Source organism: Rhodococcus rhodnii NBRC 100604 (genome assembly GCF_001894925.1).
GTDB classification, from domain to species: domain Bacteria; phylum Actinomycetota; class Actinomycetes; order Mycobacteriales; family Mycobacteriaceae; genus Rhodococcus_F; species Rhodococcus_F rhodnii.
The window spans coordinates 44,136-66,604 of the sequence record NZ_BCXD01000003.1; the positions used below are offsets into that span (position 1 = coordinate 44,136).

General features: G+C 71.5%; 20 protein-coding genes and 1 tRNA gene. 7 read left to right on the forward strand and 14 right to left on the reverse strand.

Translation table 11 applies throughout. The features are described 5' to 3' along the window. From RR1_RS02430 to RR1_RS02455, 6 genes are all read right to left on the reverse strand, one after another. The gene (locus tag RR1_RS02430; RefSeq protein ID WP_010836334.1) at positions 1-1,128 is read right to left on the reverse strand and encodes a metallophosphoesterase; all 1,128 of its coding nucleotides are present in this window, start codon (positions 1,126-1,128) and stop codon (positions 1-3) included. Beyond that, complete coding sequence (locus RR1_RS02435; RefSeq protein WP_010836333.1) at positions 1,125-2,795, reverse strand: VWA domain-containing protein; 1,671 nt, start codon at positions 2,793-2,795, stop codon at positions 1,125-1,127. The genes RR1_RS02430 and RR1_RS02435 overlap by 4 nt, the downstream gene beginning before the upstream one ends. Positions 2,796-2,962: 167 nt before the next feature. After that, on the reverse strand, positions 2,963-5,146 hold the full coding sequence (locus RR1_RS02440) for a malate synthase G (RefSeq protein WP_010836332.1): 2,184 nt from the start codon (positions 5,144-5,146) through the stop codon (positions 2,963-2,965). A gap of 118 nt (positions 5,147-5,264) precedes the next feature. Continuing rightward, positions 5,265-6,578, reverse strand: coding sequence for a saccharopine dehydrogenase family protein (locus RR1_RS02445; RefSeq protein ID WP_010836331.1), 1,314 nt, complete (start codon positions 6,576-6,578; stop codon positions 5,265-5,267). Between the two features lie 38 nt (positions 6,579-6,616). Then, positions 6,617-8,110: an SDR family NAD(P)-dependent oxidoreductase gene (locus RR1_RS02450; RefSeq protein ID WP_010836330.1), complete on the reverse strand. Its 1,494-nt coding sequence runs from the start codon at positions 8,108-8,110 to the stop codon at positions 6,617-6,619. Between the two features lie 78 nt (positions 8,111-8,188). Further along, a tRNA-Leu gene (locus RR1_RS02455) sits at positions 8,189-8,274 on the reverse strand. Between the two features lie 169 nt (positions 8,275-8,443). On the opposite strand from RR1_RS02455, the gene RR1_RS02460 reads away from it, so the two are divergent. Together RR1_RS02460 and RR1_RS02465 are read left to right on the forward strand one after the other, a co-directional pair. Continuing rightward, complete coding sequence (locus RR1_RS02460; RefSeq protein ID WP_010836329.1) at positions 8,444-9,796, forward strand: M20/M25/M40 family metallo-hydrolase; 1,353 nt, start codon at positions 8,444-8,446, stop codon at positions 9,794-9,796. Positions 9,797-9,862: 66 nt separating this feature from the next. After that, entirely contained in the window at positions 9,863-10,393 is a 531-nt protein-coding gene (locus RR1_RS02465) for a YbhB/YbcL family Raf kinase inhibitor-like protein (RefSeq protein WP_010836328.1), read from the forward strand. A 105-nt stretch (positions 10,394-10,498) separates the two neighbouring features. Here the strand turns inward: RR1_RS02465 and RR1_RS02470 are convergent, their stop codons facing one another. From RR1_RS02470 to RR1_RS02505, 8 genes are all read right to left on the reverse strand, one after another. Continuing rightward, positions 10,499-11,566, reverse strand: coding sequence for a quinone-dependent dihydroorotate dehydrogenase (locus RR1_RS02470; protein WP_010836327.1), 1,068 nt, complete (start codon positions 11,564-11,566; stop codon positions 10,499-10,501). Positions 11,567-11,645: 79 nt separating this feature from the next. Then, complete coding sequence (locus RR1_RS02475; protein ID WP_010836326.1) at positions 11,646-11,888, reverse strand: DUF5703 family protein; 243 nt, start codon at positions 11,886-11,888, stop codon at positions 11,646-11,648. Then, positions 11,889-12,911: a YncE family protein gene (locus tag RR1_RS02480; RefSeq protein ID WP_040772056.1), complete on the reverse strand. Its 1,023-nt coding sequence runs from the start codon at positions 12,909-12,911 to the stop codon at positions 11,889-11,891. It abuts the gene before it with no gap. Positions 12,912-13,043: 132 nt separating this feature from the next. Beyond that, positions 13,044-13,919 carry a heme ABC transporter ATP-binding protein gene (locus RR1_RS02485; protein ID WP_010836324.1) on the reverse strand — a complete coding sequence of 292 codons (876 nt, stop codon included), beginning with the start codon at positions 13,917-13,919 and terminating at the stop codon, positions 13,044-13,046. Next, positions 13,916-15,004 (reverse strand): FecCD family ABC transporter permease, encoded by a 1,089-nt coding sequence (locus tag RR1_RS02490; RefSeq protein WP_010836323.1) that lies wholly within the window; start codon positions 15,002-15,004, stop codon positions 13,916-13,918. The genes RR1_RS02485 and RR1_RS02490 overlap by 4 nt, the downstream gene beginning before the upstream one ends. Continuing rightward, on the reverse strand, positions 15,001-16,041 hold the full coding sequence (locus RR1_RS02495; RefSeq protein ID WP_010836322.1) for a heme/hemin ABC transporter substrate-binding protein: 1,041 nt from the start codon (positions 16,039-16,041) through the stop codon (positions 15,001-15,003). The genes RR1_RS02490 and RR1_RS02495 overlap by 4 nt, the downstream gene beginning before the upstream one ends. Next, on the reverse strand, positions 16,038-16,688 hold the full coding sequence (locus RR1_RS02500; RefSeq protein ID WP_010836321.1) for a biliverdin-producing heme oxygenase: 651 nt from the start codon (positions 16,686-16,688) through the stop codon (positions 16,038-16,040). The genes RR1_RS02495 and RR1_RS02500 overlap by 4 nt, the downstream gene beginning before the upstream one ends. Positions 16,689-16,778: 90 nt before the next feature. Beyond that, on the reverse strand, positions 16,779-17,717 hold the full coding sequence (locus tag RR1_RS02505; RefSeq protein WP_010836320.1) for an aldo/keto reductase: 939 nt from the start codon (positions 17,715-17,717) through the stop codon (positions 16,779-16,781). Between the two features lie 281 nt (positions 17,718-17,998). Between RR1_RS02505 and RR1_RS02510 the strand changes: the two genes are divergently transcribed. The 5 genes from RR1_RS02510 to mshC all read left to right on the forward strand — a co-directional run bounded on the left by RR1_RS02510 (position 17,999) and on the right by mshC (position 22,465). Then, on the forward strand, positions 17,999-18,844 hold the full coding sequence (locus tag RR1_RS02510) for an undecaprenyl-diphosphate phosphatase (protein WP_010836319.1): 846 nt from the start codon (positions 17,999-18,001) through the stop codon (positions 18,842-18,844). Positions 18,845-18,915: 71 nt separating this feature from the next. Continuing rightward, positions 18,916-19,584, forward strand: a complete 669-nt coding sequence (locus tag RR1_RS02515; protein ID WP_010836318.1) for a histidine phosphatase family protein — start codon at positions 18,916-18,918, stop codon at positions 19,582-19,584. Between the two features lie 141 nt (positions 19,585-19,725). Next, a complete protein-coding gene (locus RR1_RS02520; RefSeq protein WP_010836317.1) occupies positions 19,726-20,325 on the forward strand; it encodes a DUF3090 domain-containing protein in 600 nt (199 codons plus the stop codon). Continuing rightward, positions 20,318-21,142 carry an SCO1664 family protein gene (locus RR1_RS02525; RefSeq protein ID WP_010836316.1) on the forward strand — a complete coding sequence of 275 codons (825 nt, stop codon included), beginning with the start codon at positions 20,318-20,320 and terminating at the stop codon, positions 21,140-21,142. The genes RR1_RS02520 and RR1_RS02525 overlap by 8 nt, the downstream gene beginning before the upstream one ends. Positions 21,143-21,223: 81 nt before the next feature. Beyond that, the gene (gene mshC, locus RR1_RS02530) at positions 21,224-22,465 is read left to right on the forward strand and encodes a cysteine--1-D-myo-inosityl 2-amino-2-deoxy-alpha-D-glucopyranoside ligase (protein ID WP_010836315.1); all 1,242 of its coding nucleotides are present in this window, start codon (positions 21,224-21,226) and stop codon (positions 22,463-22,465) included. The last annotated feature ends 4 nt before the right edge of the window (positions 22,466-22,469 follow it).

Here is a 22,469-nt window from a genome sequence, read left to right on the forward strand (position 1 = left end):
TCAGGAGCGGGTGAGTTCGAGGATCGAGACCTCGGGCGGAGCGCCGACCCGCACCGGCGGTCCCCACGTTCCCGCGCCACGGGTCGTGAAGACGGTGGTACGGCCGATGCGATCGAGACCCTCGACCGTCGGCTGCTGCAACGGGACGAGGTGGCGGATCGGCCACATCTGGCCGCCGTGGGTGTGCCCCGAGACCTGCAGATCGACGTCGTGGTCGGAGGCGTCGTGGGCCTGGATCGGCTGGTGAGCGGCGAGCAGCACGAACTCGCCAGGCTCCCGGCCGCGCAGCGCGGCGTCGAGGTCCGGTGTGTACGGCTCGGGTGACTCGTGGTCGTAGATTCCGGCGACATGGATGCGCTCGCCGTCCCGGTCGAGCGTGACGTGCTCGTTGCGGAGCACCGTGATCCCGAGTTCTTCCCACGCGTCGAGCCAGCTGCCGACGTCGTCGGCGTACGCCTCGTGGTTGCCGCTCACGGCCACCACGCCGTACGGCGCGCGCAGGTCGCGCAGCGGCGCGACATCCGCCGCGACGAGCTCGACGGTGCCGTCGGTGAGATCGCCCGCGAGGACGACGAGGTCGGGCTGTTCGGCGTTCACGAGATCGACGATCTCCTGCGTGAACGGTGCTCCGCGCGACGGCCCGATGTGCAGATCGGACACCACCGCGACACGGAGGCCGTCGAAGTTCTGCGGCAGCCGCGCGAGGGGGACGCGGACGCGGTTCGCGCCGGGCCGCGCCGCCTCGACGACGCCGTAGCCGACGGCACCGGTGGCGGCGACCGCGACGGCCGCCGTCCCGACCCGCAGTGCGGTGCGCCGGCGGGGGTCGGTCGGTTTCGTGACGATCCGGCCGAGCAGGGAGAGCACGCCGAGAACGAGGACTCCCAGGACGAGATAGAAGACTCCCGCGAGCCACACCCAGCCCGCGAATCCGAGGGGCCGCGCCCACGCGGTGTCGAAGACCTCGCCGCTCCCCACACCGACGAGCGCGAGCACGTACCCGACGACGAGGAGCGCGTCGACGGCCCGTGCGGCACCGCCCTGCAGTCCGGTCGCGCGGACGAGGCGCCGATGCAACAGCCAGGTGATCAGGGCGAGCAGGACCCCGAAGACGGCCAACCGGATCATGAGAGAAGGTCCGCGAGGGCGGGCGCGAGATCGCCGGACGCGGCGTCGTCGAGCGCGACGACGGTGCCGCCGGTGCTCTCCGAGAGTTCGCGGTACGTCTCGACGGGAGCCTCGGGATCGATCGCGACGACGTCGATCGCGACGGGCCGGTCGGGATCGGCCGCGGCGTCGATCGCCGCGAGCAGCGATGCGCGGGTCACGCCGGGGCTGTCGTCCGGGCCGTCCGTCACCAGCAGGATCGAGTTCGTCCGGTCGGGCTGCCAGTTCTGGACCGCCTGCCGGTACGCGGCCTGCAGCGTCGCGTACGCGTTCGCGCCCAGCGAGGGCTCGGCGTCGTCGAGCGCCGACACGACGGCGGCGCGGTTCTCGTCGAGCGGCGCGAGCGGAGCGGCGACGCGGTAGGGGAGATTGCCGTCGAGACCGGCCGCGAACTCCCACAGCGAGAGTTCCGTCGCGCCGGGGAGCCGCTCGATCTCGTCGCCGAGCGCGGTGGCGACGGTGCTCAGCCGGGTTCCGGAGCCCGCGGCGTAGGACATCGATCCGGAGAGGTCGAGCAGGATCGTCGTCGTGCGCGGTGCGGCCGGGTTGCGGGCGGCGTCGAGCAGCGCCGTCGTCGCCTCGGGGTCGGCCGGTGCGAGCCGCGCGCCGATGTCCGGGACGTCGAGCGCGGTGGACTGCGGCGCCGTGCCGTCGGGGAGGCGGAAGCCCGCCGCCGTCAGCACGTCGGCGGCGTCGCCGGACCGGACGAACTCGCCGAACAGTGCGGCAGCGCGGGCGGCGGTCTCGTCGCTGCCGGCGACCACGGCGGCCGGATAGTCGGCCACCGGGGTGGTGCCTGTGGGACGGTAGGCCGCGAGGTCGGCGGTGCGATCGGCCGCGAGCCCGCTGATCACGGTCTGCTCGATCGTCGGGACGGCGTGTGTCGCGGCGGGCGGCCCGGCCGGTCCGCGCTTCGCGGCCTCGGTGTCGACGAGCGCGGCGAACGCCGATCGCGTCTCGGGTGCCTCGGCGATCGCGGTGGTCACGGGACCGTCGGGCACCCCGGCCGTCGCGCCGGCAACGGCCTGCAGTGCGAGTTGCGAGGCATCGGCACCGGGGGCGGCCGAGGCCGCGAAACCGAGCGGTCCCCAGCCGGGCAGGCCCAGCTCGCCGAGGTCGGTGCGCTGCAGCGCGGCAAGATCCGACCAGCTCGTGCCCGCCGCGGTGAGGGCGTCGGCCAGCAGCCCCGGGACTCCCAGGACGACCGGGCTCTCGGCGATCGAATGCGGCTCGCCGTCGACGACACCGGACCCCGCGGACGCGAGGGTCGCGGAGCTGGCGGGAATCCACAGCGCCGGGCGGGGGCTTCCCATCGCCTCGTCGTCCCACGCGTCACGGCCGATTGCGAGCGCGGGCACGGCGGCCGCGGGATCGGGCGTCGCGACCTCGATGGTGATGCAGTGATCACGGACGACGGGAGCGGTGTCGGTGTATCGGGCCGCCAGCTCGGTGAGCGCCGGGCCGATCGTGGGGTCGGCGACGACGTGGACGGTCGCGTCACCTTCGACGCAGGCGCCCGCGGCCGCGGCGCCCTGCTCGTCGATGCGGTCGCGCAACTGGAACCAGCCGAACACGAGGACGACGATCACCACGAGCCCGACCGCGCCGATGATCGGTCCCTTGCTCACAGTGCGGACGCGATCGCCGCCTCGATGCCGGCCCAGGGTTCTGCTCCATTCGGATGATCGTGACGTTCGGGGACTCGTGCGGCTCGGCCCCGCCACCGGAAGTGGCGGGGCCGAGCCGGGAGGTCGCTACCAGCGTAGCGGCCGCACGATAGTGCGGCCGCAGCGCGTCACCAGGCGAAAGCCGCCTTGAACTCGCGACGGCGCCGATGCAGGATCGGCTCGGTGTAGCCGCTCGGCTGCTTCGTCCCCTCGAGAACGAGTTCCTTCGCCGCCTGGAACGGGATGCTGTTCGCGAAGTCCGGTGCCATCGGCCGGTACGACGGATCGTTCTCGTTCTGGCGGTCGACGATCGGCGCCATGCGCTCGAGCGACGCGACGACGTCGTCGACCGAGACGATCGAGTGCCGGATCCAGTTCGCGAGCAGCTGGCTCGAGATGCGCAGCGTCGCGCGATCCTCCATGAGCGCGACGTCGTGGATGTCGGGGACCTTCGAGCACCCGACGCCCTGGCTGATCCAGCGCACGACGTAGCCGAGGATCGACTGGCAGTTGTTGTCGAGTTCCTCGCGCTTCTCGGCGTCGGACCAGTCGGTCGACTCCGCGAGCGGGATGGTCAGCAGCTGCTCGATCGTCGTGCGCGTGCCGCCGCGCAGTTCGTCCTGCACCGCGAAGACGTCGACCTGGTGGTAGTGCGTCGCGTGGAGTGTCGCCCCGGTGGGCGACGGCACCCACGCCGTCGTGGCACCGGCACGCGGGTGGCCGATCTTCTGGTCGAGCATGTCCGCCATGAGTTCAGTCATGGCCCACATGCCCTTGCCGATCTGCGCCTTGCCCTCGAGTCCGGTCGCGAGCCCGACGTCGACGTTCTGGTCCTCGTAGGCGGCGATCCACGTCTGCTTCTTCATGTCGGCCTTGCGCACCATCGCGCCTGCCTCCATCGAGGTGTGGATCTCGTCACCGGTGCGATCGAGGAAGCCGGTGTTGATGAAGACGACACGCTCGCTCGCCTCCTTGATGCATGCGGCGAGGTTGAGCGTCGTGCGCCGCTCCTCGTCCATGATGCCGACCTTGAGGGTGTTCGCGGGAAGGCCGAGCACCTGCTCGACACGACCGAACAGTTCGGTCGTGAACGCGACCTCCTCGGGACCGTGCTGCTTGGGCTTGACGATGTAGATCGATCCGGTGCGGCTGTTGTCGAGCGGGCCGGCGGTCTCGCTGCGGCTCAGGCCCGGGATCGCGGTGAGTGCCGTGACGAGGGCGTCGAGGATGCCCTCGGGCAGCTCGTTGCCCTCGCTGTCGAGGATCGCGGGGTTGGTCATGAGGTGCCCGACGTTGCGGACGAACAGCAGCGAACGTCCGTGCAGGGTCAGCTCGCCGCCGTCGATCGCGGTGTAGACGCGGTCGGCGTTGAGCGTGCGCGTGAAGGTCGTGGAGCCCTTCGCGATCTCCTCGGAGAGGTCGCCGCGGTTGAGGCCGAGCCAGTTGCGGTAGCCGACGACCTTGTCGTCGGCGTCGACCGCCGCGACGGAGTCCTCGAAGTCCATGATCGTCGTGACGGCCGACTCGAGGACGACGTCCTTGACGCCAGCGGCGTCGGTCGACCCGACAGGGGACTTCGGATCGATCTCGATGTCGATGTGAAGGCCGTTGTTGCGCAGCAGGACCGATGTCGGCGACGCGGGATCGCCGAGGTAGCCGACGAGCTTGCCGGGCTGCTCGAGGCCGGTGGTGGTGCCGTCGGCGAGGTCGACCTTCAGCGCGCCGTCCACGATCGTGTAGCTCGTCGAGTCCTTGTGGGATCCGGTCTCGAGCGGAGCGGCGGTGTCGAGAAGATCTCGGGCCCATGCGATGACCTTGTCGCCGCGGACCCGGTTGTACTCGGTGCCCTTCTCGGCACCACCCTCTTCCGAGATGGCGTCGGTGCCGTACAGCGCGTCGTACAGCGAGCCCCAGCGCGCGTTGGACGCGTTGAGGGCGAAGCGCGCGTTGAGGACCGGGACGACGAGCTGGGGGCCGGCCGTCGACGCGATCTCGGTGTCGACGCCCTGCGTGGTGACCTGGAACGGCTCCGGCTGCGGGACGAGGTAGCCGATCTCCTCGAGGAAGCTCTTGTACTCGGCGACGTCGGGCGTGCCCGGGTGCGCCTGGTGCCACGCGTCGATGCGCTCCTGCAACTCGTCGCGCTTGCCGAGGAGTGCGCGGTTCTTCGGCGCGAGGTCGGCGAAGATCTTGTCGGCGCCGGTCCAGAAGGTCTCCGAGTCGACACCGGAGCCCGGCAGGGCTTCCTTCTCGATGAAGTCGTAGAGCACCTCGGCGACCTGAAGGCCACCGACCTGAACGCGTTCGGTCATAGGATCTGCCTCACTTCTCTCGGCTGACTCGGGCACCGGGACACCGGTGCACACGGGGACGATGTTACCTGGGGGTAATTTGACGCGATGTGCGGTCGCGCAGTCGGCTCGGGCGCCGTCACAGCCGCCGGACGGAGATGTCGAAACCACGGGCGCGCAGGCGTTCGACGAGCACGTCGCCGAGCGCGGTCGCCGGGGTGAGGACCCCCGCGACGGCGGGCAGCGCGTCGCGGTCGAGGGCGAGGCCGAGCGCGGATTCGCCGAGCATCACGGCCGTTGCCTGATAGCCGGGGTCGCCCTGCGCGCCGAATCGGGCGACGTAGCGGGCGCCGGTCGTCGTCACGGTGTAGGTGTCGATCGTGAAGCGCCCCCGCTGCCGGGTCTTCTCGCTCGGGCCGTCGCCGGGAGACGGCAGGACGCGGTCGAGCAGCGCGCGTGTCGGCCGTGCGGCGAGGCCCGCGACGAGGCCGCCGAGCCCGGCCGACACCACCCCGGCGAGCACGGGGGACAGCCAGCGCGACGACCCGACGCTCATCACCTCTCGGTACCGGAACTCGCGGCCGTACGCCCAGTCGAGCAGGGCGTTGCTGCGGCGGACGACGCGCGTGTTGTAGGAGGCCATGACGAACGGTGCGGCCGTGCCCTGCACTCCGGGGCCGATCGCGTCGCCGCGGGCGATCTGCATGTCGAGTTCGCGGCCGAGGTCGGGTTCGCGCGCGCGTTCGGGACTGAGTGCGTACGGGTCGAGCATGAGCCGCCGCGCCGTCCGATCCGATGCACCCTCGACGACCTGGGTGCGCAGCGAATCGATCGTTCCGCCGCTGATGCCGCCGCGCAGCGACGACACGAGCATCGTCGTGTCGGTCAGCTCGCCCTGCTCGTCGGCGGATGCGGCACCGTGGAGCAGATGCACCGCGAGATCCGAAGGGACGGAATCGAACCCGCACGAGTGCACGATCCGAGCGCCCGTCGATTCGGCACGCTTGTGGTTGTCGTCGATGCTCTCGCGTGCGAAGAGGACCTCACCCGTGAGGTCGACGTAGTCGGTGCCCGCGTCCGCGCACGCGCCTGCGAGTTCGCGGCCGAATCGGGCGTACGGGCCGACGGTCGTCGCCACGACGCGCGTGCGCGCCGCGAGCGAATCGAGCGCGTCACGGTCGAAGGAGTCGGCGACGACGATCGGCCACTGCGCGGCGCGGTCGCCGAGGCCGTCGCGGACGCGTTCGAGCTTCTCGCGGGATCGGCCGCCGAGCGCGATCGTCACGCCCTCGGGAGCATTGGCGGCGAGGTACTCCGCGAGGAGGGTCCCCACGAAACCGCTCGCGCCGTACACGACGATGTCGAACTCTCGGGGTGTGCTGCCGGGCTCCCGTTGCCCCCCGCCGGAGGCGACCGGCGTCGACGTCACGGTGTTGTCGTTGTGCTCGCTCATGTGACCGACCCTACAAGCGTGGTCACCAGGGCACGTGGTCACCAGGGTGAGGGTCGGTAGTCCTTGAGGAAGCACCCGTAGAGGTCGACGCCTTGTTCGCCCATCACGATCGGGTCGTAGACGCGCGCGGCGCCGTCCACGAGATCGAGCGGCGCGTGGAAGCCCTCGTCCGCGAGGCGCATCTTGGTCTCGTGCGGACGCTCGTCGGTGATCCAGCCGGTGTCGACCGCCGTCATGAGGATGCCCTCGGCCGCCATCTCGTTCGCGCTGGTGCGGGTGAGCATGTTCAGCGCTGCCTTCGCCATGTTCGTGTGCGGGTGCCCGGGGCCCTTGTAGCCGCGGCCGAACTGGCCCTCCATCGCGGAGACGTTGACGACGTACTTGCGGTGCGCGTTCGACGCCGCCATCGCCGGGCGTAGCCGCGAGACGAGGATGAACGGCGCCGTCGAGTTGCACAGCTGCACCTCGAGCAGTTCGACGGGGTCGACCTCCTCGACCGTCTGCACCCAGCTGTTCGTCGTGCCGAGGTCGGGTAGCAGCCCACCCGCATCGACGGCGACGCCCGTCGCGATGCGGTCGGCGGTCGCGGATCGCGCGACCATCGCGAGCGACGTCACCGACTCGGCGAGGCTCGCGCCGCTCAGGGCGCGGCCGCTGGGCAGTGCGCCCGCGAGCGCCGCGGGGTGCGCCTCGCTGGGCTTGCCGAACACCACGACGTCGGGCAGCTCGCCCGCCGGCAGCGGCCCGGCCTCGGCCTCGACCAGCGCCGAGTAGGCGCCGGGGGAGCGGCGCACCGTCTGCGCGGCGTTGTTGATCAGAATGTCGAGGGGACCGCCTTCGGCGACCGAATCGGCGAGCGCGATGACCTGGGCGGGGTCGCGCAGGTCGATCCCGACGACGTGCAGCCGGTGGAGCCAGTCGTCGGCGTCCTCGAGCGCGCGGAAGCGCCGGATCGCGTCCTGCGGGAAGCGCGTCGTGATCGTGAGGTCGGCACCGTCGCGGAGGAGCCGCAACGCGATGTACATGCCGATCTTGGCGCGGCCACCGGTGAGCAGGGCCCGCCGTCCGCGCAGATCGGTGCGCTGATCGCGCTTGGCGTGATTCGCCGCAGCGCAGTCGGGGCACAGCTGGTGATAGAACGCGTCGACGACGGTGTAGCGCTGCTTGCACACGTAGCACGGGCGTGGCCGGATCAGCGTTCCCGCGCTCGCACCTCGCGCGGTCGAGCTGAGCGCGATGCCGGCGGTCTCGTCGTCGATGCGGCCGGGTGAGCCCGTCGCCGTCGCGGCGACGACACGGCGGTCGGCCTCGGACTTCGCGTCGCGTGCGGCGGCACGCTTGGCCTTCTTGAGCCGCTTGAACATGTGGCCCACCGCGCGCTGCAGTTCGATCGAATCGGGGTGGTCCCATCCGATCTCCGCTGCCTGGTCGATCACGCGCAGGCACGTGTCGAGATCGGCGCGGTCGATGCCGCCGGCCGAAGCGGGGGTGGGATCTGCCGGTGTGGTGCCGGTCTCGTCGATCGCTGTCATCGGCGGACGCTCTCCTTCACGAAGAAAGGCCCCGGTTCCGGTGAACCGAGGCCTTGCTTCGTCTGTCTCAACTCAGAGTGTCCGAGGGGGGACTTGAACCCCCACGTCCGTTAATAGGACACTAGCACCTCAAGCTAGCGCGTCTGCCATTCCGCCACTCGGACTTGCTTCGCTCCCGTTCTCCGGGCGCTGCAAAAGACTAACCGATCTTCGCGACCGACCCAAATCGCCTGGTCGGGCCGGTTCCCGGGCGCAATCCGGCGGGACGAATGCGCCTTCCTCCGTGTGTCGCGCCGCCCGCCCGAGACCTGCGGTCGATGGTAGGAAAGTGGTGTGTGCTCCGCATCCGCTCCCGCCGCCCCGAACCGAGCCGAAGCCGAGGTCGTCGAACTCGTCTCGTCGCTGATCCGATTCGACACCTCCAACACCGGCGACCTCGCCACGACGCGCGGTGAACGCGAGTGTGCGCAGTGGGTCGCCGGCAAACTCGAGGAGGTCGGCTTCGAGACGGAGTACGTGGAGTCCGGCGCTCCGGGACGCGGCAACGTCTTCGCGCGGCTGCGCGGTGCGGACCCCTCGCGCGGCGCGCTCATGATCCACGGTCATCTCGACGTCGTCCCCGCCGAGCCGGCCGACTGGCGGGTGCATCCGTTCTCGGGCGCCGTCGAGGACGGGTACGTGTGGGGACGCGGCGCCGTCGACATGAAGGACATGGTCGGCATGACGCTCGCGGTCGCCCGTCGGTTCGCCGCCGAGGGAGTCGTCCCGCCCCGCGATCTCGTGTTCGCGTTCGTCGCCGACGAGGAGAACGGGGGCAGGTACGGCTGCCAATGGCTCGTCGAGCACCGGCCCGACCTCTTCGAGGGCGTGACCGAGGCGGTCGGCGAGGTCGGTGGGTACTCGCTCACCGTGCCGCGCCCGGACGGCACCGAGCGACGCCTCTACCTGGTCGAGACCGCCGAGAAGGGGCTCGGCTGGATGCGGCTCACCGCCCACGGCCGCGCCGGGCACGGGTCCTTCCTCCACAGCGAGAACGCCGTGACGACGCTCGCCCAGGCGGTCGCGCGGCTCGGGACGCACCGCTTCCCGCTCGTGGTGTCCGACGCGCTCGCCGAGTTCCTCGAGGCAGTGAGCGAGGAGACGGGCCTCGACTTCGATCCCCACTCGCCCGACATCGAGGGGATGCTCGCGAAGCTCGGCGGCATCGGCAACATCGTGGGCGCGACACTGCGCGACACCGCCAATCCGACGATGCTCTCGGCCGGGTACAAGGCGAACGTGATCCCGCAGACCGCGACGGCCACGGTCGACTGCCGCGTGCTGCCCGGCCGCCGCGCCGAGTTCGAGCGCACCGTCCGCGAACTGATCGGCCCCGACGTCGAGATGGAGTGGATCACCGATCTCGACTCGTACGAGACGACGTTCGACGGCGACCTCGTCGACGCCATGAACGAGGCGATCCTCGCGCACGATCCCGGCGCGCGCACCGTTCCGTACATGCTGTCGGCGGGGACCGACGCGAAGGCCTTCAAGAAGATCGGAATCCGCTGCTTCGGCTTCGCCCCGCTGCGACTGCCGCCCGACCTGGACTTCAGTGCGCTGTTCCACGGTGTCGACGAACGCGTCCCCGTCGACGCGCTCGAGTTCGGGACTCGCGTGCTCGACCACTTCCTGCGGAACTGCTGACCGGCCCCCGTTCTGCCCGGAACGTCCGGCCCCGGACGTTCACCTCACGAGGAAAGGAACCAGCGCATGGCTTTCGACCCCTACTCGACGCTGCCGGAGTTGCCGTCGTTCGAGTTGACCTCGACCGATGTCACCGACGGGCAGCCGCTGCGCCCCGAGCAGGTCAGCGGGATCATGGGCGCGGGCGGCTACGACGAGTCGCCGCAGCTGTCGTGGTCCGGGTTCCCGGCGGAGACGAAGAGCTTCGCGGTGACGGTCTACGACCCCGACGCCCCGACGGCGTCGGGCTTCTGGCACTGGGCCGTCGCGAACATTCCCGTCACGACGACGACGCTCGTGACGGCCGCGGGCGACGACCACGGGACGGGCCTGCCGTCGACCGCCGTCACGCTCCGCAACGACGCGGGCCTGCACCGGTTCCTCGGCGCCGCTCCGCCGGCGGGGCACGGACCGCACCGTTACATGATCGTCGTGCACGCCGTGGACGTCGCGCGCCTCGAAGGCGTCACGGAGGACTCCACTCCCGCCTTCCTCGGGTTCAACCTGTTCTCCCACGCGATCGCGCGGGCGCGGATCGTCGGCACCTACGAGCAGTGAGGCACCTACGAGCAGTGAGCCGCCGCCAGGCGGCGGCGTGACACTCGGCCGGGCGGACGACGTCCGCCCGGCCGAGTCGTGTCCGACGAGTCCGTCGGGGCAGGTTCAGGCGCCGGTGCCCACGGCGTCGGCGATCGACGCGTACCCCGCCTCGCGCACACGCCGGGCGAGCCCCTTGTGGACGCCGCGGGCCCAGAACGGCCCGCCGTAGACGAAGCCCGTGTAGCCCTGGACGAGCGACGCGCCCGCGCGGATGCGTTCCCACGCGTCGTCCGCCGTCGTGATGCCGCCCGACGAGACGATGACGAGGCGGCCGCCGACGCGGGCGTGCAACCGCTGCAGGACCTCGAGCGAACGCCGCGCGACCGGCGGACCGGAGATGCCGCCGGGACCGAGCGCGGCGACCGACGGGTACGGCGTCGCGAGCCCGTCGCGGCTGATCGTCGTGTTCGTCGCGACGATGCCGGCGAGCCCGAGTTCGAGCGCGAGGTCGGCGACGGCGTCGATGTCGTCGTCCACGAGATCGGGGGCGATCTTCACCAGCACCGGCACCGTCACGGTCGCGAGGACTGCCTCGAGGATCGGCCGCAGCGCGTGCACGGCCTGCAGATCCCGCAGCCCCGGCGTGTTCGGTGAGCTAACGTTGACGACGACGAAATCCGCGAGTGGGCCGAGCAGCCGCGCACTCGCGGTGTAGTCGGCAGCCGCGTCCGCGGCTGCGACGACCTTCGTCTTGCCGATGTTCGCCCCGATCGGGACGTCGCCGGACCGGCGCCGACGGAGATTGTTGGCGGCACTACCGGCGCCGTGATTGTTGAATCCCATGCGATTGAGCAGGGCGTGATCGTCGGGCAGCCGGAACAGTCGCGGCGTCGGATTGCCGGGCTGCGCCTGTGCGGTGACGGTCCCGATCTCGGCGTAGCCGAAGCCCATCGCGCCCCACGTGTCGGCGCCGTCGGCGTTCTTGTCGAATCCGGCGGCGAGCCCGAGCGGCGCGGGGAAGTCGACGCCGAACACGGTGCTCCGCAGCACCGGATCGGAGACGGTGAGCGTCATGCGGGCGACCGTCCGCAGGACGCGGGTGCGCGTGACGACGCGCATCGCCGCGAACGCGAGGTGGTGGATGCGTTCGGGCGGGAGCAGGAACATCAGGCGCAGCAGCAGGGAGTACACGTGGTTTCTCCAGGTCCCTCGGATCGTGACGGTCGGTCGTGACGGGCGACGTGCGCGAGGCGCAGCGTGCGCCGTCGCGTTACGACACGTCGGGCTCCGGGACGTGCCGCGCGCTCTTGCGACGCTTGAGCAGCACGCCACGCGTACCGTCCGGATACCGCCGGACCCGGGAGAGTTCCCAGCCGCCGAACTCGGCCTGGAGTTGCAGCCGCAGCGCCGCCCCCACTCGCGTGACGTCGGGCGGGAGCTTCACGGGGACGTACTCGAAGTCCTCCGATGCGGTGTCCCAGCTCGCGGGGAGTCGCCTGGCGTTGAATCCCATCTAGGGCCTCCCGATCGGAATCCGCTGCACCCCGTCGCCCGTTGCCGAGGCCACGATCAGGCTTCCGCTCTCGGGGTCGACCGCGAGAGCATCGGGCTGGCGGACCGTCGTGAAGCGCTCGGTCTCGACACCCACGCCGGTTCCGAGATCGTAGCCGACGACCTCGTTGGTTCCGGGCAAGCTCACCCACACGCGTTCGTGGACGTCGTCGTAGGCGACGGCGAAGGGTGCCTCGCCGGTGGGGAAGCGCTGGCGCAGCATGAGATCGCCCGTCGTGTGGACGAGCACCTCGTGGCCGATCGTGTCGGACACGAGGATCCGGCCGAAGTGGTCGGTGGTGAGTTCGGTCGCGCCCTCGCCTGCGCGCAGTGCCAGGCCGAGGCGTTCCTCGTCGACGACGATCTCGGTCACCGAGGTCTGGGTGCGGTCGAGCGCGGTGAGCCGCCCGTCGGTCACGGCGAGGTCGTCGACCGAGGCGATGCCGCCGATCGTGGCCTCGACGTCGCCGCCGGCGCCGAGAATCCGGATGTCGGAACCACCGTCGGCGTCGTCTCCGGCGACACCGACGGCGAGTCGGCCGTCGTCGAGCGCCGCGACGGCGGTGACGCGGCCGTCGACGGGAATGCGCTCGATCTCGCCGTTCTCGGGATCGAGGGTGCCGACCGCGCCGTCGAGCGCGAGGAGCACGGCGCCGTCGGGGGCGGTGTGGATGTCGAGGATCTCGGAATCGGTCTCGACGGTGCGGGGCTCGGCCGCGAGATCGTCGAGCGGCAGCATCGAGAGCCTGGTGCGGTCCGTCTCGACGGCCACGAGCGTGCGGCCGGGCGCGGACACGGCGAGCATGTCGATCGGCGCCGCGGGGGAGACCTCACCGGCGGGTGACGCGGTCGGCTCGGGCGCGGCCGGTACCTCCGCCGACACCACGACCTCGGGTGCGGCCTCGTCCTCGCCGCCCGTCGAGCAGCCTGCCAGTGCCACGATCGCGGCGACCGCCGCGACGGACCGGGCTCCACCGGTCCTCACCCATCCCACTGTGTGCGCTCCTCGTTCGTCTCGGCGAAAAGGCTGCTCGGCCGTGCGGCGGGCCGCACGGCGTGAACGGACCCGGCTTCCAGCATCCACGATCGCCGAACGGCGCCGGTCACCGGGACCCCGTCATCGGGTGCGTTCGGGAACGACGCGTTGGGGGCCGACGCGGTGAGGGACCACGAGCAGTGCACCCGTCGCCGGGTGGGCGACGAGTTCGATCGGATGGCGATACACGCGGGTGAGCAGTTCGGCCGTGAGAATCTCCGCCGGTGGCCCCGCCGCGGCGATCCTGCCGTCCTCGAGGACGACGATGCGATCGGCGTAGGCCGCGGCGAGTCCGAGATCGTGGAGGACGACGACGACGGCGCGACCGGCCCGCGCGTGATCGCGGGCGATCGTCATCACCGTCTCCTGATGGCCGAGGTCGAGGGCGGCGGTGGGCTCGTCGAGCAGGATCGTCTCGGTGTCCTGCGCCAGGACGCGGGCGAGGGCGACGCGCGCACGCTCGCCGCCCGAGAGCGACGTGAACGCGCGGTCGGCGAAACGGGTGACATCGCACTGCTCCATCGCGTCGGCGACGATCTGCTCGTCGTCGTCCTCGCGTGGGGTACGCAGCCACGGCGCCCGGCCCATCCGGACGACCTCGAGCGAGGAGAACGGGAAACCGACGGTGTTCTGTTGCTGCAGCACCGCGCGGCGACGGGACATCTCGAGCGGGCCGTACGAGTCGATCGGCCGTTCGCCCAGCAGGATCGTGCCGGACGTCGGTGCCAGATCGCCCGCGAGTGCCGCGAGGAGCGTGGACTTGCCGGCGCCGTTCGGGCCGACGAGGACCAGCAGTTCGCCGGCGTGCACCTGCAGATCGACGTCCGAGAGGACGGTGCGGTCGCCGTGCGCGAGCGCGACGTTCTCGGCCGCCATCGTGACGGCGCCGGGTGCGACCGGTTCCGGGACGGGGGTGTGCCCGAGCGCGGCGCGGGCGCGGGCGAGCAGCCGGCTCATGCCCAGCCTCCCTGTCGTGCGCGGGTGCGGCGGAGCAGCCAGAAGAAGAACGGGCCGCCGACCAGCGCCGTGAGCATGCCGAGCGGCAGATCGGCGTTCGGGACGAGGGTGCGTGCCCCGAGGTCGGCGACCAGCAGCACGAGCGCTCCGCACAGTGCGCTCGCCGGGATGAGGATGCGGTGGCCCGGCCCGACCGCGATGCGCATGAGGTGCGGGACGACGAGGCCGACGAACAGGATGATGCCGGTGAAGGCGACGCTCGACGCGACGAGGATCGCGACCACGACGACCGCGATCTGACGGAGCCGCTCGACGTCGAGACCGACGTGCCGTGCGGCGCTCTCGCCGAGCGAGAGCAGGTCAAGCCGCCGCGAGATGAGCATCGCCGCGGCGATACCGACGAGGCACATCGGCGCGACCACCGACACCGCGTTCCAGGTGGCGCCCGAGAGCGACCCGAGCTGCCAGAAGACGATCTGGTCGCGCGCGGCGGGCGACGCGACGAACGTGAAGAACGCGATGAGGCCGCCCGCGAAGGCGTTGACCGCGACGCCCGTGAGCACGAGGGTGACGACCTCGGTACGGCCGGCGTGACGCGACAGCATGTACACGCCCGCCGTCGTGACGAGGCCCGCGGCGAACGCGGCCGCAGCGACCGTCCACCCCGCGGCGAAGGACGCGCCCGCGACGATCGCCGCGCTCGCGCCGACGGCGGCGCCCGACGAGACGCCGATGACGCCGGGTTCGGCGAGCGGATTGGCGAACACGCCCTGCAGGAGTGCGCCGGAGCAGCCGAGCCCGGCGCCCACGAGCATCGCGAGGACGACGCGCGGGAAGCGGACCTCCCACAGCGTCACCTGACCCGCGGGATGCGCGGGCAGCGGCCCGAGGTCGAGGCCCATCCAGTGCAGGATCGAGCCGAGTACCTCGGCGGGCGACGTCGAGACCTGCCCGATGCACGCGGACGCGACGGCCGCGGCGAGCAGTCCCACGACGAGGATCGCGAGAACGACGCCGACCCGGGTCGGTCGCGCGTTCGGCCGGGCCGGCGCCGCCCGCTGGTGCGGTGCGGCCTCGGTACTCACGAGCCGGTGTCGGGGTAGAAGGCGTCGGCGAGTGCGGCGAGGACGCGGCCGGTGTTCGGGCCGAAGCCCAGGAGCAGGCCGTCCTCCATGTCGACGACGGATTCGGTGCGGCCGGCGGGGGTCTGCGCGATCCCCGGGACCTGTTCGAGCCCGTCGACGCCGCCGATCGACTCGAGGCCGTGCGTCATCATGAGGAAGGCGTCGGGGGAGGCCGCGATCATCGCTTCGCTCGTGATCGCCGTGAACTCGGCGGTGAGCCCGGCGCGCGTTCCGGCGTCGACGGCGCCGAGCGCGTCGATGAGCGAGTCCGCGCCCGATCCGGGGCCGCCGAGCATCGTGATCGCCGGGCCGCGGCTGTAGACGAAGGCGATCGAGAGCGGATCGGCGCCTTCGGGTGCGCGGGTGCGGGCCGCCGCGATCTCCGACTGCGTCCGATCGGCGAGTGCGGTGCCCTCGTCGGGGAGGCCGAGCACCGCGGCGGTCGCGCGGATCTGATCGTCGACGGTGTCCAGCGACCGCGTCGGGTCCATGAACAGGACCGGGACCCCGGCGGCGCGGAGCTGATCCTGCACGCCGCGCGGGCCGATCGTCGTGTCGGTGAGCACGACGGTCGGACGCAGATCGAGGATCGCCTCGGCGTTGAGCGACTGACCGCCGGGATTGACGACGGGGACGTCCTCGACGGCGGGGAACTTCGCGGCGATGTCGCGGCCGACGAGGTTGTCGCCGAGACCGAGCGCGTACACCGTCTGGGTCAGGGTGCCGTGACGGTCCACCGCGACGATCCGCGAGACGTCCTCGACGGTGACCTCGGTGCCTTCGGCGTCCGTGACGGTCGCGGGCAGCACGGGCGTCGGCGCGGTCGCGATCGGCTCGGGGTCGGCGGGATCGAGCGTCGCGACGCGGTGACCGATTCGCGGCGAGTCGTCCTCCGTCGCGGGGGTGCTGCAGCCGGCCGGACCGATCGCGACCACGACGATGCTCGCCACCACGGCGAGGAGAGTGCGGGCCGGGCGGTGTGCGGTGAGAGCGGTCATCGGCGTGCGAACTCGTCCAGGTCGGCGAACAGGGCGCGGTTGAGTTCGTACGCGGCCGTGACCTCGTCGACGATGCGCTGCGCCTGGAGATCGTCGAACGGCGCGGCGTCGAGGCTCGCGCGGTAGGCGTCCTTGAACGGCTTGGGCTTGGGGATCTCGTCGAAGATGTAGAAGCGCACGCCGTCGCCGGTCAGGCCGTACGCGTCGCCGACCTTGCGGCGGATGATCTGGCCGCCCGAGAGATCGCCGAGATAGCGGATGTAGTGGTGGGCGACGAAGACTGCGGGATCGGTCCGCGCGCTCTCGATGCGCTCGACGTAGCGCGCCGTCGCGGGCAGCGCGGTGAGGGTCTCGCGCCACCCGGCGCCGCGCAGGTGCGCGAGGTCGGCCTCGAGGGCGGGGACGCGGAGCAGTTCGTCGGCGAGGAACTCGGCGACGATCGGGTCGTCGGCCGACTCGGCGCCGACCCGCTCGAGGGCCTCGTAGATCAGGTAGCTCTGCGCGAGGAGTTCGGCGTACGCCTCGATCGGCAGTTCGCCGGCGAGGAGGGCGTCGACGAATCCGGATTCCTCGGCCTGCCGATGGGCGTCGGCGGTGTCGGTGCGGAGGCGTTCGGAGAGCCCGCGCACGTGGGGAATCGTCGACATGTGTACCTCCTCGGGACGGTCGCGACGACTCGGCCGCGTCCAGATCAGGTTAGCCTGCCCTGCCTACCTGTCGCTCGGTGGCCGCCCGCCTCACGCGCTGACGTCGTCGAGTGCGGCCGCGATCGCAGGCGGCAGTTCGACGGTCGCGGCGTCGAGGACTCCGGTCAGCTGCGCCAGATCGCGCGCGCCGACGACGGCGCTCGCGACGCCGGGCCGGTCACGCACCCAGGCGAGCGCGACGGCGAGCGGAGACGTTCCCAGGCCGTCCGCGGCCGTCACGAGCGCATCGACGACGCGCGCCGACGGCGCGTCGAGATACCGCCGCACACTCGCGGCGAGCAGTTCGTCGCTGCCGCGCGAGTCCGCCGGGATGCCGTCGCGGTACTTGCCCGTGAGCACACCGCCCGCGAGCGGCACCGCCGCGAACACACCGAGACCGTGGTGGCGCGCGGCCGGGACGAGTTCCTCCTCGACGCCGCGCGCGAGCAGCGAGTACTCGACCTGGGTCGCGGTGAGCGGCGCCGACGCCGCGCTCGCCGCGGTCGCGAGCTGCCAGCCCAGGTAGCCGCGTACCCCGACGTACCGCGCGCGTCCGCTCGCGACGGCGTGATCGAGCGTCGCGGCGACCTCGTCGACGGGAGTATGCGGATCCCACGTCGCGACCTGCCACACGTCGACGTGATCGGTGCCGAGTTCGAGCAGTGTCTCGTCGAGCTGACCGAGCAGCGCGCGCCGCGAGCAGTCGACGTGGCGCGCGGCTCCCGGCTCCGGTGCCGGGCCGACACCCGAACTCGTGCTCACGATCACATCGCGCCGCGGGACCACGTCGCCGAGCAGTTCGGCGAGGATCCGCTGTGCCGCGCCGTCGCCGTACGCGGGCGACGAGTCGACGAGCGTCCCACCCGCGTCGACGAACGCCGACAGCTGGGCGGCGGCCTCGTCGCCACCGGTGTCGCGTCCCCACGTCAACGTGCCGAGTCCGAGCTGCGAGACCCGCAGCCCACTCGTCCCCACCGTTCTCTGTTCCATGGCTCCCGCGTCGGCTCCTGCGTCGTTCCTGTCGGCCGGCGCACGGTGCGGTGGCCGGATGTGTCGCGTGTGCACAGTAATTCGTGACGGCCGCATCGGTCGCCTCGCCACGCCGCGCCGCCGTGCCGGTACCGTGTTCGCGTGAACGATGAAGCGATCGTGGCGAGTCTCGCCGTGCGGCGAGGACTCGCCGGCGTGAGGCCCGACCACACTGTCCGTACTGTCCGTTGTGCGGCTACCCGGGGCCGGCCGGTGACGCCGCGGTGCGGGGGGCGTGCCCGGTGACCGAAGCGATGACATGGGTCCAGACCATCGTGCTGGGCCTCGTGCAGGGACTGACCGAGTTCCTCCCGATCTCCTCATCCGGGCACATGCGGATCGTGTCCGAGGTGTTCTTCGGCACCGACGCGGGAGTGTCGTTCACCGCCGTGACGCAGCTGGGAACCGAGGCCGCCGTCGTGCTCTACTTCGCGCGGGACATCGTGACGATCGTGCGCGGCTGGTTCCGCGGCCTGTTCCATCCCGAGCACCGCGGCGACCTGGACTACCGGATGGGCTGGTACGTCATCATCGGCACCATCCCCGTCGGCATCCTCGGCTTCCTCTTCAAGGACGAGATCCGCACCGTCGCACGCAACCTGTGGCTCATCGCGACGATGCTCATCGTGTTCGCGCTCGTGATCGCCGCCGCCGAACGCTACGGCCGCAAGCGTCGCGACATCGAGCACCTCACGCTCAAGGACGGCATCGTGATGGGCTCGGCGCAGGCGCTCGCGCTGATCCCGGGCGTCTCGCGCTCGGGCGGCACGATCAGTGCCGGCCTGTTCCTCGGTCTCACACGTGAGGCCGCCGCGCGGTACTCGTTCCTGCTCGCCATTCCCGCCGTCGTCGCGTCCGGGCTCTTCAGCCTTCCCGACGCATTCGAGCCCGCGGGCGGGGGACTCGTCGCGAGCGGACCGCAGCTGGTCGTGGCGACGATCATCGCGTTCGTGGTCGGTTACGCGTCGATCGCGTGGCTGCTGCGCTTCGTGGTGAACCACTCGATGTACTGGTTCGTCGGCTACCGCATCGGTCTCGGCGTCATCGTCCTCGCACTGCTGGCGACCGGGGTCGTCTCGGCGACCTGACGATTGCGCCGGGGGCGAACACCCCTGCGCGTCGACCGCGCGCACCGCGGCCCGGCACTACGCTGGGTCCGGTGACGGTGGTACTTCTGCGGCACGGTCGGTCGACGTCGAACACCGCTCGCACGCTCGCCGGCCGCTCGCCCGGTGTGGAACTCGACGACCACGGCCTCGAGCAGGCGCGTGGTCTGGTGGCGCGGTTCGCGGGCGGTGAGCCGAGCGCGATCGTGCGGTCGCCGCTGCTGCGGTGCGCGCAGACCGTGGCGCCGCTCGCGGAGGCCTTGGAGCTCGAGCCGATCGTCGAGGATCGGCTCGTCGAGGTCGACTACGGGTCGTGGACGGGGCGCGCGCTGTCGGAACTCGTGAACGAACCGCTGTGGCAGACCGTCCAGCAGCACGCGTCGGGCGCGGTCTTCCCGGGCGGCGAGGGCCTCGCGGACGTGCAGGCGCGCGCCGTCGCGGCGGTGCGCGAGCTGGACGCGCGGTTCGCGGCCGAACACGGTCGCGACGTCCTGTGGGTCGCGTGCACGCACGGCGACGTCGTCAAGTCCGTCCTCGCCGATGCGCTCGGCATCCATCTCGACGGCTTCCAGCGGATCGTCGTCGAGCCGGCGTCGGTCAGCGTCGTGCGATACACCCCGACGCGGCCCTACGTGCTGCGCACGAACGACGTCGGCGGGGTCGTCGCGGGGCTCGCCCCGCGCGAGCAGCCCGCTGCCGCGGTACCGGGAGGTGAGGTGTGACGACGAGTGCGGGGCCGACGGCGGCCGCGCGGCACCGCACCGGGTGCCCGAGCGCCGAGAACAGCCGTGTCGAGAACACGAGGCGGCACGCAACGACGCAGGGCGCCCGCCACGGGGCCTGCGGAGCCGAGGGAGGTGTCCATGCCGCGCGCGATTCACGTCTTCCGCACTCCTGATCGGTTCGTCGCGGGAACCGTCGGCGAGCCCGGCGACAGGTCGTTCTACCTGCAGGCGGTCCACGAGGCCCGCATCGTCAGCGTGCTGCTCGAGAAGCAGCAGGTCCAGGTGCTGGCCGACCGGATGGGTCTGCTGCTCGACGAGGTCGCCCGCCGGCTCGGCACGGCCATCCCGCCCGAGTCCTCCGAGGTCGAGGACTCCGAGCCGCTCGAGATGCCGGTCGACGCCGAGTTCCGCGTCGGGACGATGGGCCTCGGCTGGGATGCCGACGCCGAGTCCGTCGTCGTGGAACTGCTCGCCGTGACCGAGACCGAGTTCGACGAGTCGGTCGTACTCGACGACACGGAGGACGGCCCGGACGCCGTGCGAGTGTTCCTCACTCCCGCTCAGGCACGGGAGTTCTCGCTGCGGTCCGAACTCGTCATCGCGGCGGGCCGGCAGCCGTGCCCGCTGTGCGGCGAGCCGCTCGCGCCCGAGGGTCACGTGTGCATCCGCACCAACGGCTACAAGCGCGGCCAGATGTTCGGTCTCACCGGCTCCGAACTCGACGACGACGGTGAGTAGCGCGGCGAGCGGCGCACCGGGGGCGGGCGGCGACGATCCGCTCGCGACGGGCGAGCTCACCGTGCTCGGTGCCGTGACGACGGCGAGCAACGCCACCTTCGTGTGCACCGTCGACGACGCCGACGGCACCCCGGTGCGCTGCGTCTACAAGCCGGTGCGCGGCGAGCGCCCGCTGTGGGACTTTCCCGACGGCACGCTCGCGGGCCGCGAGTACGCGTCGTACCTCGTCTCGGAGGCGCTCGGCTGGGGCGTGATCCCGCGAACGTTGCTGCGGGACGGCCCGTTCGGGGCCGGCATGGTGCAGCGCTGGATCGACTCCGTCGATCGCGCCGGGGGCGGCGACCCGGACCTGGTCGACCTGTGCTCGCCGTCGCACACCCCGCCGGGATGCTTCGAGATCTTCGAGGCGATCGACTCGGCGGGAGAACCGATCTCGCTCGTCCACGCGGACGATCCGCGGCTGCACCGGATGGCGGTCCTCGACGTCCTGATCAACAACGCGGACCGCAAGGGCGGTCACGTCCTCGAAGGTCTCGACGGCACCGTGTACGGCGTCGATCACGGCATCTGCCTGCACACCGAGGACAAGCTGCGCACGGTGCTGTGGGGATGGGCGGGTACGCGCGTGCCCGCTCCGCTCGTCGTGGACGTCGCCGATCTCGTGTCGTCGCTCGACGGCGAACTCGGGGAGCAGCTGGCCGAGCACATCACGCGCGACGAGGTGACCGCGCTCGGGGTGCGTGCCGTCGACCTCGTCGAGGATCCGACGATGCCGCTGCCGTACGGCTCACGCCGCATCCCCTGGCCGCCGTTCTGACGGATCGGCCGCCGTTCCGGGCGGACCTCCCGACGGGGACGGGCGCGGGGCGACGCGAACCGCTCCATTAGGCTCGGATATATGCAGTCGTGGTCCGAGGTCGCCGTTCCCACCGTCCCAGGGCAGGGGCCGCCGTTGCGGTTGCACGACACGGCCGACCGGCAGGTGCGCCCCGTCGCCGCGGGACCGGTCGCGACGATGTACGTGTGCGGCATCACCCCGTACGACGCGACGCATCTCGGTCATGCCGCGACCTACCTCACGTTCGACCTCGTGGGCAGGGTCTGGCGCGACGCCGGGCACGACGTCCACTACGTGCAGAACATCACCGACGTCGACGATCCGCTGTTCGAGCGGGCCGAGCGCGACGGCGTCGACTGGCGTGATCTGGGCGCCCGCGAGATCGCGCTCTTCCGCGAGGACATGGCGGCGTTGCGGGTGCTGCCGCCATGCGACTACGTGGGTGCGGTCGAGACGATCGGCGAGGTCGTCGAGATGGTGGAGAAGATGCTCGCGTCGGGCGCGGCGTACGTCGTCGACGACGAGCAGTACCCCGACGTGTACTTCCGCGCCGACGCCACCGAGCAGTTCGGCTACGAGTCCGGCTACGACCACGAGACCATGGCGGCGCTGTTCGCCGAGCGTGGCGGTGATCCCGATCGGCCGGGCAAGCACGATCCGCTCGACGCCCTCGTGTGGCGTGCCGCCCGCGACGGCGAGCCGTCGTGGCCGTCGCCGTTCGGTCCCGGCAGGCCGGGCTGGCACGTCGAGTGTTCGGCGATCGCGCTCAACCGCATCGGCTCCGGGTTCGACGTGCAGGGCGGCGGCAGCGATCTCGTCTTCCCGCACCACGAGTTCTCCGCCGCGCACGCCGAATCCGTCACGGGGGAACGGCGTTTCGCGCGGTTCTACGTGCACACCGGGATGATCGGCCTCGACGGCGAGAAGATGTCCAAGAGCCGCGGCAATCTGGTGAAGGTCTCCGAGTTGCGGGAGTCGGGCGTCGATCCCGCCGCGATCCGGCTCGGCCTGTTCGCCGGGCACTACCGGCAGGATCGCTTCTGGACGGACCACGTGCTGGCGACGGCGCTGGGGCGCCTGGACCGATGGCGGCGTGCAGCGGCGCGCCCCGCCGGGGTGCCCGCCGGCGACGTGATCGCGCGGGTGCGGCAGCATCTCGCCGACGACCTCGACACCCCGAAGGCGATCGACGCCCTCGACGGATGGGCGTCCCGGAGCCTCGACGGCGAAGGGTCCGACGCGCAGGCTCCGGCCGCGATCGCCGACGCCGTCGACGCCCTGCTGGGCATCGACCTGCGCTGATCGC

Bases quoted from the DNA above. Each gene is read 5' to 3' on its own strand.
- RR1_RS02430 (WP_010836334.1), bottom strand. From the start codon at position 1,128: ATGATCCGGTTGGCCGTCTTCGGGGTCCTGCTCGCCCTGATCACCTGG.
- RR1_RS02440 (WP_010836332.1), bottom strand. From the start codon at position 5,146: ATGACCGAACGCGTTCAGGTCGGTGGCCTTCAGGTCGCCGAGGTGCTC.
- RR1_RS02445 (WP_010836331.1), bottom strand. From the start codon at position 6,578: ATGAGCGAGCACAACGACAACACCGTGACGTCGACGCCGGTCGCCTCC.
- RR1_RS02450 (WP_010836330.1), bottom strand. From the start codon at position 8,110: ATGACAGCGATCGACGAGACCGGCACCACACCGGCAGATCCCACCCCC.
- RR1_RS02465 (WP_010836328.1), top strand. From the start codon at position 9,863: ATGGCTTTCGACCCCTACTCGACGCTGCCGGAGTTGCCGTCGTTCGAG.
- RR1_RS02475 (WP_010836326.1), bottom strand. From the start codon at position 11,888: ATGGGATTCAACGCCAGGCGACTCCCCGCGAGCTGGGACACCGCATCG.
- RR1_RS02485 (WP_010836324.1), bottom strand. From the start codon at position 13,919: ATGAGCCGGCTGCTCGCCCGCGCCCGCGCCGCGCTCGGGCACACCCCC.
- RR1_RS02495 (WP_010836322.1), bottom strand. From the start codon at position 16,041: ATGACCGCTCTCACCGCACACCGCCCGGCCCGCACTCTCCTCGCCGTG.
- RR1_RS02500 (WP_010836321.1), bottom strand. From the start codon at position 16,688: ATGTCGACGATTCCCCACGTGCGCGGGCTCTCCGAACGCCTCCGCACC.
- RR1_RS02505 (WP_010836320.1), bottom strand. From the start codon at position 17,717: ATGGAACAGAGAACGGTGGGGACGAGTGGGCTGCGGGTCTCGCAGCTC.
- RR1_RS02520 (WP_010836317.1), top strand. From the start codon at position 19,726: ATGCCGCGCGCGATTCACGTCTTCCGCACTCCTGATCGGTTCGTCGCG.
- mshC (WP_010836315.1), top strand. From the start codon at position 21,224: ATGCAGTCGTGGTCCGAGGTCGCCGTTCCCACCGTCCCAGGGCAGGGG.